Below are 13,911 nucleotides of genomic sequence, written 5' to 3' on the forward strand. Positions count from 1 at the left end.
CATCCGTACAATTGCGCCTCCTTTTAACGGGCGGAGTCCGTCCGTTGGGAATGGCAACTTGGAGTCTGAGGTCAAATGCAAAATCAACAAATCCGTATTCGGTTGAAGGCTTTTGATCACCGCCTGATCGACCAATCTACCCAGGAAATCGTGGAAACCGCGAAACGTACTGGCGCTCAGGTGCGTGGTCCGATTCCTCTGCCGACCCGCAAGGAACGTTACACCGTGCTGATTTCCCCGCACGTCAACAAGGACGCTCGTGACCAGTACGAAATTCGTACCCACAAGCGTGTTCTCGACATCGTTCAGCCGACCGACAAAACCGTCGACGCGCTGATGAAGCTCGACCTTGCTGCTGGCGTCGAAGTACAGATCAGCCTCGGCTAATGCCTTCGGCATTGGTCGTGTAACGCTCTGAAATGGGCGGCCATAGCGGGTGAAAGCCCCGTACACTAAAGAGGTTCTAAAGATGACAATTGGTGTTGTCGGTCGTAAGTGCGGCATGACCCGCATCTTCACCGAAGATGGTGTCTCTATTCCGGTCACGGTCATTGAGGTCGAGCCGAATCGCGTCACCCAGTTCAAAAACGAAGAAAGCGATGGCTATCGCGCTGTGCAGGTCACTGCTGGCGAGCGTCGTGCTTCTCGCGTGACCAAGGCGCAAGCCGGTCACTTTGCCAAGGCGAATGTCGCCGCCGGTCGCGGCGTGTGGGAATTCCGTCTGGGCGAAGAGGAGTTCAAAGCGGGCGATTCCATCTCTGTCGATCTGTTCCAGGCAGGCCAGCTGGTAGACGTTACCGGTGAGTCCAAGGGTAAAGGCTTCGCCGGTACCATCAAGCGCTGGAACTTCCGTGGTCAAGATAACACCCACGGTAACTCCGTTTCCCACCGCGTCCCGGGTTCCATCGGCCAGTGCCAGACTCCTGGTCGAGTGTTCAAGGGCAAAAAAATGTCGGGCCACATGGGTGCTGAGCGTGTAACCGTTCAATCCCTTGAGGTCGTGCGTGTCGATGCAGAGCGCAATCTGCTGCTGGTCAAAGGTGCCGTTCCCGGCGCTACCGGTGGTGATGTGCTGGTGCGTCCGGCAGCCAAGGCTCGCGGTTAAGAGAGGAAGCTGAGATGCAACTGAATGTAAATGGCGCTCAGGCGATCGAGGTTTCCGAGCGTACTTTTGGTAGCGAATTCAACGAGACCCTGGTTCACCAGGCAGTCGTAGCCTACATGGCTGGCGGCCGTCAGGGCACCAAGGCTCAGAAAACTCGTTCCGAAGTCTCCGGTGGTGGCAAGAAGCCGTGGCGTCAGAAGGGCACTGGTCGTGCTCGTGCTGGCACCATCCGTAGCCCCATCTGGCGTGGCGGCGGCGCGACCTTCGCGGCCAAGCCCCAGGATCACTCCCAGAAGCTCAACAAGAAGATGTACCGCGCGGCTCTGCGCTCCATCCTCTCCGAGCTGGTTCGTCTGGATCGTCTGGTTGTCGTTGCCGACTTCGCTGTCGATGCACCGAAGACCAAAGGTCTGGTCAGCAAGCTGGAAGGCCTGGGCCTGAAAGATGTACTGATCGTCACCGAAGGCGTCGATGAGAACCTGTACCTGGCAGCTCGCAACCTGGCCCACGTCGATGTGCGTGACGTCCAGGCTTCCGATCCGGTCAGCCTCATCGCCTACGACAAGGTGCTGGTCACCGTGTCCGCCGTGAAGAAGTTCGAGGAGCTGCTGGCATGAACCAGGAACGCGTATTCAAAGTGCTGCTGGGCCCGCATATCTCCGAGAAGGCCACTGGCCTGGCGGACGGCAACAGCCAATTCGTTTTCAAGGTTGCCACTGATGCAACCAAGCTGGAAATCAAGAAGGCCGTAGAAAGCCTGTTCGGCGTGAAAGTACGTCGCGTCACCACCCTGAACGTTCAGGGCAAGACCAAGCGTACCGTTCGCGGCCTGGGCAAGCGTAACGACTGGAAAAAAGCGTACATCGCTCTCCAGCCGGGCCAGGATCTCGATTTCGCAGCTGGCGCTGAGTAAAGGGGTGCATCATGGCAATCGTTAAATGCAAACCGACTTCCGCTGGTCGTCGTTTCGTCGTCAAGGTAGTGAACCAGGACCTGCACAAAGGTGCTCCGTTCGCTCCCCTGCTCGAGAAGAAGTCCAAGTCGGGCGGCCGTAACAACAACGGTCGTATCACCACCCGTCATATCGGTGGTGGCCACAAGCAGCACTATCGTCTGGTCGACTTCCGTCGCAACAAGGATGGCATTCCTGCCATCGTTGAACGCGTCGAATACGATCCGAACCGTACTGCTCACATCGCTCTGCTGAAATATGCGGACGGCGAGCGTCGTTACATCATCGCCCCCAAAGGCGTGGTGGCTGGCGATCAACTGATCTCCGGTATCGGCGCTCCGATCAAGGCTGGCAACAACATGCCGCTGCGCAACATCCCGGTTGGTAGCACCATCCACGGTATCGAACTGAAGCCTGGCAAAGGCGCTCAGATCGCTCGCTCCGCTGGCGCTTCGGCTCAGCTGGTTGCCCGTGAAGGTGCATACGTAACCGTACGTCTGCGTTCCGGTGAGATGCGCAAAGTCCTGGCTGACTGCCGTGCGACCCTGGGTGAGGTCTCGAACTCCGAGCACAGCCTGCGTTCGCTGGGTAAAGCCGGTGCCAAACGCTGGCGTGGCGTTCGCCCGACCGTTCGTGGTGTTGCCATGAACCCGGTCGACCACCCGCACGGTGGTGGTGAAGGTCGTACCTCTGCTGGTCGTCATCCGGTATCGCCGTGGGGTCTTCAGACCAAGGGTAAGAAGACTCGCGCGAACAAGCGTACCGACAACATGATCGTCCGTCGCCGCAAGTAAATAGAGGGATACGACAGTGCCACGTTCTCTGAAAAAAGGTCCTTTTATCGATCTTCACCTGCTGAAGAAGATCGAAGTGGCGGTAGAAAAGAACGACCGCAAGCCGATCAAGACCTGGTCGCGCCGTTCTATGATCATGCCGCACATGGTTGGTCTGACCATCGCTGTCCACAACGGCCGTCAACACGTGCCGGTTCTGGTCAACGAAGACATGGTCGGTCACAAACTCGGCGAGTTCGCTGCTACCCGCACTTATCGTGGGCACGCTGCGGACAAGAAAGCCAAGCGTTAAGGGGTAAGGAAGATGGAAGTAGCCGCTAAGCTCTCGGGCGCTCGTATCTCCGCCCAGAAAGCCCGCTTGGTCGCCGACCAGATCCGCGGGAAGAAGGTGGGCGACGCGCTCAACCTCCTGGCTTTCAGCAACAAGAAAGCCGCCGAGATCATGAAGAAAGTGCTGGAGTCGGCCGTTGCCAACGCCGAGCACAACGAAGGCGCCGATGTAGACGATCTCAAAGTCTCCACCGTCTTCGTCAACGAAGGTCGTTCGCTCAAGCGCATCATGCCGCGTGCCAAAGGCCGTGCTGATCGCATCGTCAAGCGGTCTTGCCATATCACTGTCAAGGTTGCGGACAAGTAACGGAGTCGATCAGATGGGTCAGAAAGTACATCCCAATGGCATCCGCCTGGGTATCGTCAAGGAGCACACCTCCGTTTGGTACGCAGATAAGCGCACTTACGCCGATTATCTGTTCGCCGACCTGAAGGTACGTGAGTATCTCCAAGACAAACTAAAAAGCGCGTCCGTAAGCCGTATCGACATCCATCGTCCGGCTCAAACCGCACGCATCACCATCCACACCGCTCGTCCCGGCATCGTGATCGGCAAGAAAGGTGAAGATGTTGAGAAGCTGCGTCAGGACCTGACCAAGCAAATGGGTGTGCCGGTGCACATCAACATCGAAGAGATCCGCAAGCCGGAACTCGACGGTATGCTGGTTGCGCAAAGCGTAGCTCAGCAGCTGGAGCGTCGCGTTATGTTCCGTCGTGCCATGAAGCGCGCTGTACAGAACGCCATGCGCATTGGTGCCAAAGGCATCAAGATCCAGGTAAGCGGTCGTCTGGGCGGCGCTGAAATCGCTCGTACCGAGTGGTATCGCGAAGGTCGTGTGCCCCTGCACACCCTGCGTGCCGACATCGACTACGCAACCTACGAAGCGCACACCACCTACGGTGTGATCGGTGTGAAGGTTTGGATCTTCAAAGGCGAGGTCATCGGTGGCCGCCAGGAAGAGCTCAAGCCCCAAGCGCCCGCTCCTCGTAAAAAAGCTGCTAAGTAAGGAGTACGCAAATGCTGCAACCTAAGCGTACGAAGTTCCGCAAGCAAATGACCGGTCACAACCGTGGCCTGGCTCATCGCGGTTCCAAAGTCAGCTTCGGCGAGTTCGCCCTCAAGGCAACCAGCCGCGGCCGTCTCACCGCGCGTCAGATCGAGTCCGCACGTCGTGCGCTGACCCGTCACGTAAAACGTGGCGGCAAGATCTGGATTCGCGTATTCCCCGACAAGCCTGTTACCAAGAAGCCCCTGGAAGTACGTATGGGTAAAGGTAAGGGCGGCGTCGAGTACTGGGTTGCCCAGATTCAACCGGGCAAGGTCCTGTACGAGATCGAGGGTGTATCCGAAGAGCTGGCGCGTGAGGCATTCGCCCTGGCTGCTGCAAAGCTGCCGCTCGCCACCTCCTTTGTTAAGCGGACGGTGATGTGATGAAAGCGAATGAACTTCGTGAAAAATCCGTTGAGCAGCTGAACGAGCAACTGCTCGGCCTGCTGCGCGACCAGTTCAATCTGCGCATGCAGAAAGCAACTGGCCAGTTGGGGCAGTCTCACCTGCTCTCGCAGGTTAAGCGCGACATCGCTCGCGTGAAAACTGTGCTCAACCAGCAAGCAGGTAAGTAATCATGGCTGAAGCTCAGAAAACCGTCCGTACGCTGACTGGCCGCGTCGTCAGCGACAAGATGGACAAGACCGTCACCGTTCTGATCGAGCGCCGCGTTAAGCACCCGATCTACGGCAAATACGTGAAGCGTTCGACCAAACTGCACGCCCACGACGAAACCAACCAGTGCCGCATTGGTGACCTCGTCACCATCCGCGAGACCCGTCCTCTGGCGAAGACCAAGGCCTGGACTCTGGTTGACATCGTCGAGCGCGCGGTTGAAGTCTAAGGGTCGGAGATAGAAGATGATTCAGACTCAATCCATGCTCGAAGTCGCTGATAACAGCGGCGCGCGTCGCGTAATGTGCATCAAGGTGCTCGGCGGTTCCCACCGCCGTTACGCCGGCATTGGCGACATCATCAAGGTCACCGTCAAGGAAGCAATTCCGCGTGGCAAGGTGAAGAAGGGCCAGGTAATGACTGCCGTGGTCGTTCGCACCAAGCACGGCGTACGTCGTACCGACGGTTCCATCATTCGCTTCGACGGCAACGCCGCCGTCCTGCTGAACAACAAGCAGGAGCCGATCGGCACCCGTATCTTCGGGCCCGTGACTCGTGAACTTCGTACTGAGAAGTTCATGAAGATCGTCTCCCTTGCCCCAGAAGTGCTGTAAGGAGTAGCCGTCATGCAAAAAATTCGTCGTGACGACGAAGTCATCGTCATTGCCGGCAAGGACAAGGGCAAGCGTGGCAAAGTGATCAAGGTTCTGGCTGACGACCGTCTGGTCGTTGGCGGTGTGAACCTGGTCAAGCGCCACACCAAGCCCAACCCCATGCTCAACCAGCAAGGCGGGATCGTCGAGAAGGAGGCGCCTCTGCACGTCTCCAACGTCGCCATCTTCAACGCTGAAACCAACAAGGCTGACCGCGTTGGTTTCAAAGTCGAAGACGGTAAGAAGATTCGTGTCTTCAAGTCGACCCAGAAACCGGTTCAGGCTTGAGGGAGCTAGGTAGATCACCATGGCACGATTGAAAGAAATTTATCGGAAGGAAATCGCTCCCAAGCTGAAGCAAGAGCTTCAGCTGGCGAACGTGATGGAAGTTCCGCGCGTTACCAAAATCACCCTGAACATGGGTCTTGGCGAAGCTGTCGGCGACAAGAAAGTCATCGAGAGCGCCGTAGCTGATCTGGAAAAGATCGCGGGTCAGAAGCCGGTCGTGACTTACGCTCGTAAGTCCATCGCTGGCTTCAAGATTCGTGAAGGCTGGCCGATCGGCGTGAAAGTCACCCTGCGTGGCGATCGCATGTACGAGTTCCTGGACCGTCTGCTGTCGATCTCCCTGCCGCGCGTTCGTGACTTCCGCGGTCTGAACGCCAAGTCCTTCGACGGCCGTGGCAACTACAGCATGGGCGTCAAAGAGCAGATCATCTTCCCGGAAATCGATTACGACAAGATCGATGCCCTCCGCGGTATGGATATCACTCTGACCACCACCGCGCGTTCGGATGATGAAGGTCGTGCCCTGCTGCGCGCCTTCAAATTCCCGTTCCGCAACTGATTGGAGTAGGACCATGGCTAAAGAGAGCATGAAGAACCGTGAGCTGAAGCGTCAGCAAACGGTAGCCAAGTACGCCAAAAAGCGTGCCGAGCTGAAAGCGATCATCGCTAATCCGAGCACTTCGGCTGAAGATCGCTGGAATGCCCAGGTCGCCCTGCAGAAGCAACCGCGTGACGCGAGCGCCAGCCGCCTGCGTAACCGTTGCCGCCTGACCGGTCGTCCGCACGGTTACTACCGCAAGTTCGGCCTGAGCCGTAACAAGCTGCGTGAAGCAGCAATGCGCGGTGACGTACCGGGCCTGGTGAAAGCCAGCTGGTAAGTGTTAGACGGAGCTGGCAACGGCTCCGTTGATCGCTTTGCGAATCAAGCCCCTTCTTGGGGCTTGATTCGTTTTTAAGCGATCTCTAGAATACCCGGCTCCCCCGAGTCCGGGTTTTAGTTCGTCCGGCGTTTTGAGGGCGAGTTATGAAGTTGAAGGCTTATCTTTTGTATCAGGAGCATTAAGCCCATGAGTATGCAGGACCCGTTAGCAGACATGCTAACTCGCATCCGTAATGCCCAGATGGCTGAGAAGACCGTCGTGAGCATGCCGTCTTCCAAGCTGAAAGCGGCAGTCGCCAAAGTCCTCAAGGACGAAGGCTACATTGCGGATTTCCAAGTCACCGCCGAGGCCAAGCCTCTGCTGTCGATCGAGCTGAAGTACTTCGAAGGCAAGCCTGTCATCGAGGAAGTGAAGCGAATCAGCCGTCCTGGCCTGCGCCAGTACAAATCCGTAGACCAGCTGCCGAAAGTTCGTGGCGGCCTGGGCGTTTCGATCGTCTCCACCAACAAAGGTGTGATGACTGACCGTGCTGCCCGTGCCGCTGGCGTCGGTGGCGAAGTGCTCTGCACTGTGTTCTAAGGGGAATCAGCATGTCTCGCGTTGCTAAGAACCCCGTCATTCTGCCTGCCGGCGTTGAAATCAAGCTGGCTGGTCAGGAACTTTCGATCAAGGGTGCCAAAGGCGCTCTCGAGCTGAAAGTACATCCGTCCGTCGAAGTCATTCAGGACAACGGTGAGCTGCGTTTCGCTGCGCGTAACGGCGACCAGCAGACCCGTGCCATGGCCGGTACCACCCGCGCTCTGGTCAACAACATGGTAATCGGCGTCAGCCAGGGCTTCGAGCGCAAGCTCCAGCTGGTTGGTGTTGGTTACAAGGCGCAGGCCAAAGGCCAAGTGCTGTCCCTGGCTCTCGGCTTCTCCCACCCGGTTGATTACGAACTGCCTGCCGGCATCGTCGCGGAAACCCCCAGCCAGACCGACATCCTGATCAAGGGTATCGACAAGCAGCTGGTTGGCCAGGTTGCCGCGGAAATCCGCGACTTCCGTCCGCCGGAGCCGTACAAAGGCAAGGGCGTGCGTTACGCCGACGAAGTCGTCCTTCGTAAAGAAGCCAAGAAGAAGTAGGGCATAGCAAATGAGCGTCAAGAAAGAAACCCGTCTGCGCCGCGCTCGCAAGGCTCGCCTGAAGATGCGCGAACTGGAAGCCGTACGCCTCTGCGTGTACCGCTCCTCCCAGCACATCTACGCCCAGGTCATTGCAGCCGACGGCGGCAAGGTCCTGGCCAGCGCCTCGACCCTGGACAAAGAACTGCGCGAAGCTGCCACCGGCAACGTCGACGCAGCCAAGAAAGTTGGTCAACTGGTCGCGGAACGCGCCAAGGCTGCCGGCGTCACTCAGGTGGCGTTCGACCGTTCTGGCTTCAAGTACCACGGTCGTATCAAGGCCCTGGCTGATGCCGCTCGTGAAGGCGGTCTGGAGTTCTAAGTTATGGCAAACAACGATCAAAAGCGCGACGAAGGCTACATCGAGAAGCTGGTTCAAGTGAACCGCGTCGCCAAAACCGTAAAAGGTGGCCGTATCTTCGCCTTCACCGCGCTGACCGTGGTTGGCGATGGCAAGGGCCGTGTTGGCTTCGGTCGTGGCAAGGCGCGTGAAGTGCCGGCCGCTATCCAGAAGGCAATGGAAGCTGCTCGCCGCAACATGATCCAGGTTGATCTGAACGGCACCACCCTGCAGTACCCGACCAAGTCCGCCCATGGCGCCTCCAAGGTGTACATGCAGCCGGCTTCCGAAGGTACCGGCATCATCGCCGGCGGCGCCATGCGTGCTGTCCTGGAAGTGGCCGGTGTGCAGAACGTTCTGGCGAAGTGCTACGGCTCCACCAATCCGGTGAACGTGGTCTACGCAACCTTCAAGGGCCTGAAGAACATGCAGTCCCCTGAGTCGGTAGCGGCCAAGCGTGGCAAGAGCGTCGAGGAGATTCTCTAACCATGGCAACTGTCAAAGTTACCCTGATCAAGAGCCTGAACGGCCGTCTGGCCAATCACAAGGCTTGCGTCAAAGGCCTCGGCCTGCGTCGCATTAATCACACCGTTGAAGTTCAGGACACTCCTGAAAACCGCGGCATGATTAACAAGGCTTACTACCTGCTGCGTGTGGAGGGTTAATCCATGCAACTGAACGATCTGCGTTCCGCGCCGGGTGCCCGTCGCGAAAAGCACCGTCCGGGCCGTGGCATCGGTAGCGGTCTGGGCAAGACCGGTGGCCGTGGTCACAAAGGTCAAACCTCCCGCTCCGGTGGCTCCATCGCTCCGGGCTTCGAGGGTGGTCAGCAACCGCTGCACCGTCGTCTGCCGAAGTTCGGCTTCAACTCGCTGAAAGCCATGGATCGCGCAGAAGTGCGCACTTCCGAACTGGCCAAGGTCGAGGGTGATGTCGTAACCGTGCAGTCCCTGAAGGATGCCAACGTGATTAACCAGAACGTACAGCGTGTGAAAGTCATGCTGTCGGGCGAAGTTACTCGCGCAGTCACCCTGAAAGGCATCGGCGCCACCAAGGGCGCTCGTGCGGCTATCGAAGCAGCTGGCGGCAAAATCGAGGACTAAATGGCTAAGCAAGGTGCTCTCTCTGCGCTGAGCAACGGTGGTGGTTTGTCCGAGCTCTGGGCACGTCTGCGTTTCCTGTTCCTGGCGATCATCGTCTATCGGATCGGCGCGCATATCCCAGTCCCGGGCATCAACCCCGATCGCTTGGCGGCACTGTTCCGGCAGAACGAGGGGACCATTCTTAGCCTCTTCAACATGTTTTCCGGCGGCGCGCTGGAGCGCATGAGTATCTTTGCACTGGGGATCATGCCGTACATCTCGGCATCGATCATCATGCAGCTCATGACCGCTATCAGCCCGCAGCTGGAGCAGTTGAAGAAAGAGGGTGAGTCTGGGCGTCGCAAGATCAGCCAGTACACCCGCTACGCAACTCTCGTCCTGGCACTCGTCCAGGCCATTGGCATGTCCATTGGTCTGGGTAGCCAGGGCGTGGCCTTCTCCAACGACTTCGGCTTCTACTTCGTGTCGGTCACCACCTTCGTGGCGGGTGCACTGTTCATGATGTGGCTGGGTGAGCAGATCACCGAGCGGGGTGTCGGCAACGGCATCTCCATGCTGATCTTCTCCGGTATTGTCGCAGGTCTGCCCCGAGCAATCGGCCAGTCCTTCGAGTCCGCGCGTCAAGGTGACATCAACATCTTCGCCCTGATCGCCATCGGCCTGCTGGCCGTGGCAATCATCGCGTTCGTTGTGTTCATCGAGCGGGGTCAGCGTCGTATCGCCGTGCACTACGCCAAGCGCCAGCAAGGTCGCAAGGTGTTTGCCGCCCAGACCAGCCATCTGCCGCTGAAAGTGAACATGGCGGGTGTCATTCCCGCGATTTTCGCCAGCAGCATCCTGCTGTTCCCGGCATCCCTGGGTGCCTGGTTCGGTCAGTCGGAAGGCCTGGGTTGGCTGCAGGACGTCGCGCAAGCGATCGCTCCTGGTCAGCCGCTGAACATTCTGCTGTTTAGTGCAGGGATCGTTTTCTTCTGCTTCTTCTACACGGCGCTGATGTTCAACCCGAAGGACGTGGCGGAAAACCTCAAGAAGTCCGGTGCATTTATTCCGGGTATTCGTCCGGGTGAACAGTCGGCTCGCTACATCGATGGCGTGCTGACCCGTTTGACCATGTTCGGTGCCCTGTACATGACGGCTGTGTGCCTGCTGCCCCAGTTCCTGGTCGTAGCTGCCCACGTACCGTTCTACCTTGGCGGGACCTCGTTGCTGATCGTGGTCGTGGTTGTGATGGACTTTATGGCTCAAGTACAATCGCACCTCGTTTCTCACCAGTACGAATCCCTCATGAAGAAAGCCAACCTGAAGGGCTATGGCAGCGGTCTGCTGCGCTAATCCGTAAGGTTCGAGGAGTCACTGATGAAAGTTCGTGCATCGGTTAAGAAGCTGTGCCGTAACTGCAAGATCGTCCGTCGCGAAGGCGTCGTTCGTGTGATCTGCAGCTCGGAGCCGCGTCACAAGCAGCGCCAAGGCTGAGTGTGAACCACGCGTTATAACCCGGCAGCTAGTGTGCTGCCGGGTTGATTATTTGTTTTTACAGCGCTAATATCCGCGCCCTTTCTTGGCTCCCTGGGCGCCGGGTAGCTGTCAATTGGAGTTTTTCTGAATGGCCCGTATTGCAGGCGTAAACATTCCGGATAACAAGCACACTGTTATCTCGCTGACCTACATCTATGGTGTTGGTCGCACTACCGCACAGAGCATCTGTGCAGCCACCGGCATCAGCCCGGCTGTAAAGATCAAAGAGCTGAGCGAAGAGCAGATTGATTCGCTGCGTACCGAGGTGGCCAAGCTGACCACCGAAGGTGACCTGCGTCGCGAAATCAACATGAACATCAAGCGTCTGATGGACCTCGGTTGCTACCGCGGTCTGCGTCATCGTCGTGGTCTGCCGGTTCGCGGTCAGCGCACCAAGACCAACGCGCGCACCCGTAAGGGCCCGCGTAAGCCGATCCGCAAGTAATCGCTTAGGAATCTAGTCATGGCAAAACCTGCTGCTCGTCCTCGCAAGAAAGTCAAAAAGACGGTGGTCGACGGGATCGCGCACATCCACGCGTCCTTCAACAACACCATCGTTACCATTACCGACCGTCAGGGTAACGCTCTTTCCTGGGCTACCTCTGGTGGTTCGGGCTTCCGTGGCTCGCGTAAGAGCACCCCGTTCGCTGCCCAGGTAGCGGCCGAGCGTGCCGGCCAGGCTGCTCTGGAATACGGTCTGAAGAACCTTGACGTCAACGTCAAAGGCCCGGGCCCGGGTCGCGAATCGGCTGTTCGTGCGCTGAATGCCTGCGGTTACAAGATCGCCAGCATCACCGACGTAACCCCGATCCCGCATAACGGCTGCCGTCCGCCGAAAAAGCGTCGCGTGTAATAGGAGACAGTGAGAAATGGCTCGTTACATTGGTCCCAAGTGCAAACTGTCCCGCCGCGAAGGCACTGACCTCTTCCTGAAGAGCGGCGTTCGTGCCCTCGACTCGAAGTGCAAGGCAGAACAAGTTCCCGGCCAGCATGGCCAGCGTCGTGGTCGCCTGTCCGACTACGGTCTGCAGCTGCGCGAGAAGCAAAAAGTTCGCCGCATCTACGGCGTTCTGGAACGTCAATTCCGTGGCTACTATCAGGAAGCGTCCCGCCGCAAGGGCTCCACGGGTGAAAACCTGCTGCAGCTGCTTGAGTGCCGTCTGGACAACGTCGTCTACCGTATGGGCTTCGGTTCCACCCGTTCCGAATCCCGTCAGCTGGTGTCCCACAAGACCATCAGCGTCAACGGTCAGACCGTAAACGTACCGTCCTACCAGGTCAAAGCCGGTGACGTAGTTGCTGTTCGCGAGAAATCGAAGAACCAGCTGCGTATCGCCCAAGCTCTGGACCTGTGCGCCCAGCGCGGTCGCGTTGAGTGGGTCGAAGTGGACTCCGACAAGAAAGCTGGCACCTTCAAAAGTGTCCCGGCTCGTGCCGATCTGTCCGCCGACATCAACGAAAACCTGATTGTCGAGCTCTACTCCAAGTAAGGGCTAGAAAATAGGTGCATCCATGCAGAGTTCGGTAAATGAGTTCCTGACCCCCCGCCACATCGATGTGCAGGTGGTCAGCCAAACCCGCGCCAAGATCACTCTCGAGCCTCTCGAGCGTGGTTTCGGCCATACCCTGGGCAACGCGCTGCGTCGCATCCTGTTGTCCTCCATGCCTGGCTGTGCAGTAGTCGAGGCCGAGATCGACGGCGTGCTCCACGAGTACTCCGCCATCGAAGGTGTGCAGGAAGACGTCATCGAGATCCTGCTCAACCTGAAAGGCCTGGCTATCAAGCTGCACGGTCGTGACGAAGTGACGCTGACCCTGGCGAAAAAGGGCTCGGGTGTGGTGACCGCTGCCGATATTCAGCTGGATCATGATGTCGAGATCGTCAACGGTGACCATGTTATCGCCCACCTGGCCGATAACGGCGCGCTGAACATGAAGCTGAAAGTCGCTCGTGGCCGTGGCTACGAGCCGGCTGATGCCCGCTCGAGCGATGAAGACGAAAGCCGTAGCATTGGCCGTCTTCAGCTCGATGCCTCGTTCAGCCCCGTACGTCGTGTTGCCTACGTGGTCGAAAACGCCCGTGTCGAACAGCGTACCAACCTGGACAAGCTGGTCCTCGATCTGGAAACCAACGGCACCCTGGACCCTGAAGAGGCTATCCGTCGCGCCGCTACCATCCTGCAACAGCAGCTGGCAGCGTTCGTGGACCTCAAAGGCGACAGCGAGCCTGTTGTTGAAGAGCAGGAAGACGAGATCGATCCGATCCTGCTGCGTCCGGTCGATGACCTTGAGCTGACCGTCCGTTCGGCCAACTGCCTGAAGGCAGAGAACATCTACTACATCGGTGACCTGATTCAGCGCACCGAAGTAGAGCTGCTCAAAACGCCGAACCTGGGTAAGAAGTCCCTGACCGAAATCAAGGACGTTCTGGCCTCTCGCGGTCTGTCCCTCGGTATGCGCCTCGACAACTGGCCGCCGGCAAGTCTCAAGAAAGACGACAAGGCTACTGCCTGATCGTCGTAGCTACCGAACGTAAAGTTTGGAAAGGAATTGAACCATGCGCCATCGTAAAAGTGGTCGTCACCTGAGCCGCACCAGCGCGCACCGCAAGGCTATGTTCCAGAACATGGCTGTGTCGCTCTTCGAACACGAACTGATCAAAACCACCCTGCCCAAGGCCAAGGAACTGCGTCGCGTTGCCGAGCCGCTGATCACCCTGGCTAAAGTGGATAGCGTTGCCAACCGTCGTCTCGCTTTCGACCGTACCCGTTCGAAAGAAGCCGTAGGCAAGCTGTTCAACGAACTGGGCAAGCGCTACGCCAACCGTCCGGGCGGCTACCTGCGCATCCTGAAGTGCGGCTTCCGCGCCGGCGACAATGCCCCCATGGCATACGTCGAACTGATTGACCGCGCTGTTGGCGGCCAAGCAGTAGAAGCTGCAGAGTAAGGTTTACGCCTTATAAGAAACCGGGCCTTGTGCCCGGTTTTTTATCGCCTATCGAAAAGTTTTTATCTATCGATCAGCTCGAATCAATAAATTGGCTGATCCATCCCATTGTCACCGATCCTTAACGGCGTCGACTTCTACTGCTAGCTGCGCTGGATCAACAGCCGCATAGCCGAT

At 58.0% G+C, this 13,911-nt stretch carries 28 protein-coding genes; all 28 read left to right on the forward strand.

The genetic code is table 11. From position 1 onward, the window contains the following. The first annotated feature begins 75 nt into the window (after positions 1-75). On the forward strand, positions 76-387 hold the full coding sequence (rpsJ, locus tag ACKI1H_RS08320; RefSeq protein WP_003243886.1) for a 30S ribosomal protein S10: 312 nt from the start codon (positions 76-78) through the stop codon (positions 385-387). An 82-nt stretch (positions 388-469) separates the two neighbouring features. Further along, positions 470-1,105, forward strand: coding sequence for a 50S ribosomal protein L3 (gene rplC, locus ACKI1H_RS08325; RefSeq protein WP_024767389.1), 636 nt, complete (start codon positions 470-472; stop codon positions 1,103-1,105). A 14-nt stretch (positions 1,106-1,119) separates the two neighbouring features. After that, a complete protein-coding gene (gene rplD / locus ACKI1H_RS08330; RefSeq protein WP_017521904.1) occupies positions 1,120-1,722 on the forward strand; it encodes a 50S ribosomal protein L4 in 603 nt (200 codons plus the stop codon). Continuing rightward, a complete protein-coding gene (gene rplW, locus ACKI1H_RS08335; protein ID WP_015475322.1) occupies positions 1,719-2,018 on the forward strand; it encodes a 50S ribosomal protein L23 in 300 nt (99 codons plus the stop codon). The genes rplD and rplW overlap by 4 nt, the downstream gene beginning before the upstream one ends. 11 nt (positions 2,019-2,029) lie before the next feature. Next, a complete protein-coding gene (rplB, locus tag ACKI1H_RS08340) occupies positions 2,030-2,851 on the forward strand; it encodes a 50S ribosomal protein L2 (RefSeq protein WP_024767388.1) in 822 nt (273 codons plus the stop codon). Positions 2,852-2,867: 16 nt separating this feature from the next. After that, positions 2,868-3,143 carry a 30S ribosomal protein S19 gene (gene rpsS / locus ACKI1H_RS08345; RefSeq protein ID WP_017521902.1) on the forward strand — a complete coding sequence of 92 codons (276 nt, stop codon included), beginning with the start codon at positions 2,868-2,870 and terminating at the stop codon, positions 3,141-3,143. Between the two features lie 12 nt (positions 3,144-3,155). Next, positions 3,156-3,488: a 50S ribosomal protein L22 gene (rplV, locus tag ACKI1H_RS08350; RefSeq protein WP_015475325.1), complete on the forward strand. Its 333-nt coding sequence runs from the start codon at positions 3,156-3,158 to the stop codon at positions 3,486-3,488. Between the two features lie 13 nt (positions 3,489-3,501). Further along, positions 3,502-4,188, forward strand: coding sequence for a 30S ribosomal protein S3 (gene rpsC / locus ACKI1H_RS08355; RefSeq protein ID WP_024767387.1), 687 nt, complete (start codon positions 3,502-3,504; stop codon positions 4,186-4,188). Positions 4,189-4,199: 11 nt separating this feature from the next. Next, positions 4,200-4,613, forward strand: coding sequence for a 50S ribosomal protein L16 (gene rplP, locus ACKI1H_RS08360; RefSeq protein ID WP_009617163.1), 414 nt, complete (start codon positions 4,200-4,202; stop codon positions 4,611-4,613). Continuing rightward, positions 4,613-4,804: a 50S ribosomal protein L29 gene (gene rpmC / locus ACKI1H_RS08365; protein WP_003093720.1), complete on the forward strand. Its 192-nt coding sequence runs from the start codon at positions 4,613-4,615 to the stop codon at positions 4,802-4,804. Before rplP ends, rpmC begins: the two co-directional genes overlap by 1 nt. A 2-nt stretch (positions 4,805-4,806) precedes the next feature. After that, entirely contained in the window at positions 4,807-5,073 is a 267-nt protein-coding gene (gene rpsQ / locus ACKI1H_RS08370; RefSeq protein ID WP_009617165.1) for a 30S ribosomal protein S17, read from the forward strand. A gap of 16 nt (positions 5,074-5,089) precedes the next feature. Then, complete coding sequence (gene rplN, locus ACKI1H_RS08375) at positions 5,090-5,458, forward strand: 50S ribosomal protein L14 (RefSeq protein WP_017521901.1); 369 nt, start codon at positions 5,090-5,092, stop codon at positions 5,456-5,458. Between the two features lie 12 nt (positions 5,459-5,470). Beyond that, positions 5,471-5,785 carry a 50S ribosomal protein L24 gene (gene rplX, locus ACKI1H_RS08380; protein WP_045215317.1) on the forward strand — a complete coding sequence of 105 codons (315 nt, stop codon included), beginning with the start codon at positions 5,471-5,473 and terminating at the stop codon, positions 5,783-5,785. 19 nt (positions 5,786-5,804) lie between these two features. Further along, positions 5,805-6,344, forward strand: a complete 540-nt coding sequence (gene rplE, locus ACKI1H_RS08385; protein ID WP_017521899.1) for a 50S ribosomal protein L5 — start codon at positions 5,805-5,807, stop codon at positions 6,342-6,344. Between the two features lie 13 nt (positions 6,345-6,357). Further along, entirely contained in the window at positions 6,358-6,663 is a 306-nt protein-coding gene (gene rpsN / locus ACKI1H_RS08390) for a 30S ribosomal protein S14 (RefSeq protein WP_045215313.1), read from the forward strand. 189 nt (positions 6,664-6,852) lie between these two features. Further along, positions 6,853-7,245: a 30S ribosomal protein S8 gene (rpsH, locus tag ACKI1H_RS08395; RefSeq protein WP_015475331.1), complete on the forward strand. Its 393-nt coding sequence runs from the start codon at positions 6,853-6,855 to the stop codon at positions 7,243-7,245. Positions 7,246-7,256: 11 nt separating this feature from the next. Beyond that, positions 7,257-7,790: a 50S ribosomal protein L6 gene (rplF, locus tag ACKI1H_RS08400; RefSeq protein ID WP_015475332.1), complete on the forward strand. Its 534-nt coding sequence runs from the start codon at positions 7,257-7,259 to the stop codon at positions 7,788-7,790. 10 nt (positions 7,791-7,800) lie between these two features. After that, positions 7,801-8,151: a 50S ribosomal protein L18 gene (gene rplR, locus ACKI1H_RS08405; RefSeq protein ID WP_017521897.1), complete on the forward strand. Its 351-nt coding sequence runs from the start codon at positions 7,801-7,803 to the stop codon at positions 8,149-8,151. A 3-nt stretch (positions 8,152-8,154) separates the two neighbouring features. Beyond that, positions 8,155-8,655: a 30S ribosomal protein S5 gene (gene rpsE, locus ACKI1H_RS08410; protein ID WP_009617173.1), complete on the forward strand. Its 501-nt coding sequence runs from the start codon at positions 8,155-8,157 to the stop codon at positions 8,653-8,655. Between the two features lie 2 nt (positions 8,656-8,657). Further along, positions 8,658-8,834, forward strand: a complete 177-nt coding sequence (gene rpmD / locus ACKI1H_RS08415) for a 50S ribosomal protein L30 (protein WP_009617174.1) — start codon at positions 8,658-8,660, stop codon at positions 8,832-8,834. 3 nt (positions 8,835-8,837) lie between these two features. Then, positions 8,838-9,272: a 50S ribosomal protein L15 gene (gene rplO / locus ACKI1H_RS08420; protein ID WP_138216856.1), complete on the forward strand. Its 435-nt coding sequence runs from the start codon at positions 8,838-8,840 to the stop codon at positions 9,270-9,272. Beyond that, complete coding sequence (gene secY / locus ACKI1H_RS08425; RefSeq protein WP_024767080.1) at positions 9,273-10,604, forward strand: preprotein translocase subunit SecY; 1,332 nt, start codon at positions 9,273-9,275, stop codon at positions 10,602-10,604. Positions 10,605-10,628: 24 nt separating this feature from the next. Continuing rightward, the gene (rpmJ, locus tag ACKI1H_RS08430; protein WP_045215308.1) at positions 10,629-10,745 is read left to right on the forward strand and encodes a 50S ribosomal protein L36; all 117 of its coding nucleotides are present in this window, start codon (positions 10,629-10,631) and stop codon (positions 10,743-10,745) included. A 130-nt stretch (positions 10,746-10,875) separates the two neighbouring features. Further along, positions 10,876-11,232 (forward strand): 30S ribosomal protein S13, encoded by a 357-nt coding sequence (gene rpsM, locus ACKI1H_RS08435; protein WP_024767079.1) that lies wholly within the window; start codon positions 10,876-10,878, stop codon positions 11,230-11,232. An 18-nt stretch (positions 11,233-11,250) separates the two neighbouring features. Next, positions 11,251-11,640 carry a 30S ribosomal protein S11 gene (gene rpsK, locus ACKI1H_RS08440; RefSeq protein ID WP_003093689.1) on the forward strand — a complete coding sequence of 130 codons (390 nt, stop codon included), beginning with the start codon at positions 11,251-11,253 and terminating at the stop codon, positions 11,638-11,640. Between the two features lie 16 nt (positions 11,641-11,656). Beyond that, a complete protein-coding gene (gene rpsD / locus ACKI1H_RS08445) occupies positions 11,657-12,277 on the forward strand; it encodes a 30S ribosomal protein S4 (RefSeq protein ID WP_138216857.1) in 621 nt (206 codons plus the stop codon). Between the two features lie 22 nt (positions 12,278-12,299). Further along, positions 12,300-13,301 carry a DNA-directed RNA polymerase subunit alpha gene (locus ACKI1H_RS08450; protein WP_009617182.1) on the forward strand — a complete coding sequence of 334 codons (1,002 nt, stop codon included), beginning with the start codon at positions 12,300-12,302 and terminating at the stop codon, positions 13,299-13,301. Positions 13,302-13,344: 43 nt separating this feature from the next. Next, entirely contained in the window at positions 13,345-13,734 is a 390-nt protein-coding gene (rplQ, locus tag ACKI1H_RS08455; protein WP_015475338.1) for a 50S ribosomal protein L17, read from the forward strand. Positions 13,735-13,911: the final 177 nt, after the last annotated feature.

Origin of the sequence: Pseudomonas sp. YH-1, assembly GCF_051990045.1 — a bacterium.
In the GTDB taxonomy this organism is placed as follows: domain Bacteria; phylum Pseudomonadota; class Gammaproteobacteria; order Pseudomonadales; family Pseudomonadaceae; genus Pseudomonas; species Pseudomonas nicosulfuronedens.

What these genes read in the sequence shown, in the direction of transcription:
- rpsJ (WP_003243886.1), top strand. Translation starts at nt 76, where the DNA reads ATGCAAAATCAACAAATCCGTATTCGGTTGAAGGCTTTTGATCACCGC.
- rplC (WP_024767389.1), top strand. Translation starts at nt 470, where the DNA reads ATGACAATTGGTGTTGTCGGTCGTAAGTGCGGCATGACCCGCATCTTC.
- rplD (WP_017521904.1), top strand. Translation starts at nt 1,120, where the DNA reads ATGCAACTGAATGTAAATGGCGCTCAGGCGATCGAGGTTTCCGAGCGT.
- rplW (WP_015475322.1), top strand. Translation starts at nt 1,719, where the DNA reads ATGAACCAGGAACGCGTATTCAAAGTGCTGCTGGGCCCGCATATCTCC.
- rplB (WP_024767388.1), top strand. Translation starts at nt 2,030, where the DNA reads ATGGCAATCGTTAAATGCAAACCGACTTCCGCTGGTCGTCGTTTCGTC.
- rplV (WP_015475325.1), top strand. Translation starts at nt 3,156, where the DNA reads ATGGAAGTAGCCGCTAAGCTCTCGGGCGCTCGTATCTCCGCCCAGAAA.
- rpsC (WP_024767387.1), top strand. Translation starts at nt 3,502, where the DNA reads ATGGGTCAGAAAGTACATCCCAATGGCATCCGCCTGGGTATCGTCAAG.
- rplP (WP_009617163.1), top strand. Translation starts at nt 4,200, where the DNA reads ATGCTGCAACCTAAGCGTACGAAGTTCCGCAAGCAAATGACCGGTCAC.
- rpmC (WP_003093720.1), top strand. Translation starts at nt 4,613, where the DNA reads ATGAAAGCGAATGAACTTCGTGAAAAATCCGTTGAGCAGCTGAACGAG.
- rpsQ (WP_009617165.1), top strand. Translation starts at nt 4,807, where the DNA reads ATGGCTGAAGCTCAGAAAACCGTCCGTACGCTGACTGGCCGCGTCGTC.
- rplN (WP_017521901.1), top strand. Translation starts at nt 5,090, where the DNA reads ATGATTCAGACTCAATCCATGCTCGAAGTCGCTGATAACAGCGGCGCG.
- rplX (WP_045215317.1), top strand. Translation starts at nt 5,471, where the DNA reads ATGCAAAAAATTCGTCGTGACGACGAAGTCATCGTCATTGCCGGCAAG.
- rplE (WP_017521899.1), top strand. Translation starts at nt 5,805, where the DNA reads ATGGCACGATTGAAAGAAATTTATCGGAAGGAAATCGCTCCCAAGCTG.
- rpsN (WP_045215313.1), top strand. Translation starts at nt 6,358, where the DNA reads ATGGCTAAAGAGAGCATGAAGAACCGTGAGCTGAAGCGTCAGCAAACG.
- rpsH (WP_015475331.1), top strand. Translation starts at nt 6,853, where the DNA reads ATGAGTATGCAGGACCCGTTAGCAGACATGCTAACTCGCATCCGTAAT.
- rplF (WP_015475332.1), top strand. Translation starts at nt 7,257, where the DNA reads ATGTCTCGCGTTGCTAAGAACCCCGTCATTCTGCCTGCCGGCGTTGAA.
- rplR (WP_017521897.1), top strand. Translation starts at nt 7,801, where the DNA reads ATGAGCGTCAAGAAAGAAACCCGTCTGCGCCGCGCTCGCAAGGCTCGC.
- rpsE (WP_009617173.1), top strand. Translation starts at nt 8,155, where the DNA reads ATGGCAAACAACGATCAAAAGCGCGACGAAGGCTACATCGAGAAGCTG.
- rpmD (WP_009617174.1), top strand. Translation starts at nt 8,658, where the DNA reads ATGGCAACTGTCAAAGTTACCCTGATCAAGAGCCTGAACGGCCGTCTG.
- rplO (WP_138216856.1), top strand. Translation starts at nt 8,838, where the DNA reads ATGCAACTGAACGATCTGCGTTCCGCGCCGGGTGCCCGTCGCGAAAAG.
- secY (WP_024767080.1), top strand. Translation starts at nt 9,273, where the DNA reads ATGGCTAAGCAAGGTGCTCTCTCTGCGCTGAGCAACGGTGGTGGTTTG.
- rpmJ (WP_045215308.1), top strand. Translation starts at nt 10,629, where the DNA reads ATGAAAGTTCGTGCATCGGTTAAGAAGCTGTGCCGTAACTGCAAGATC.
- rpsM (WP_024767079.1), top strand. Translation starts at nt 10,876, where the DNA reads ATGGCCCGTATTGCAGGCGTAAACATTCCGGATAACAAGCACACTGTT.
- rpsK (WP_003093689.1), top strand. Translation starts at nt 11,251, where the DNA reads ATGGCAAAACCTGCTGCTCGTCCTCGCAAGAAAGTCAAAAAGACGGTG.
- rpsD (WP_138216857.1), top strand. Translation starts at nt 11,657, where the DNA reads ATGGCTCGTTACATTGGTCCCAAGTGCAAACTGTCCCGCCGCGAAGGC.
- ACKI1H_RS08450 (WP_009617182.1), top strand. Translation starts at nt 12,300, where the DNA reads ATGCAGAGTTCGGTAAATGAGTTCCTGACCCCCCGCCACATCGATGTG.
- rplQ (WP_015475338.1), top strand. Translation starts at nt 13,345, where the DNA reads ATGCGCCATCGTAAAAGTGGTCGTCACCTGAGCCGCACCAGCGCGCAC.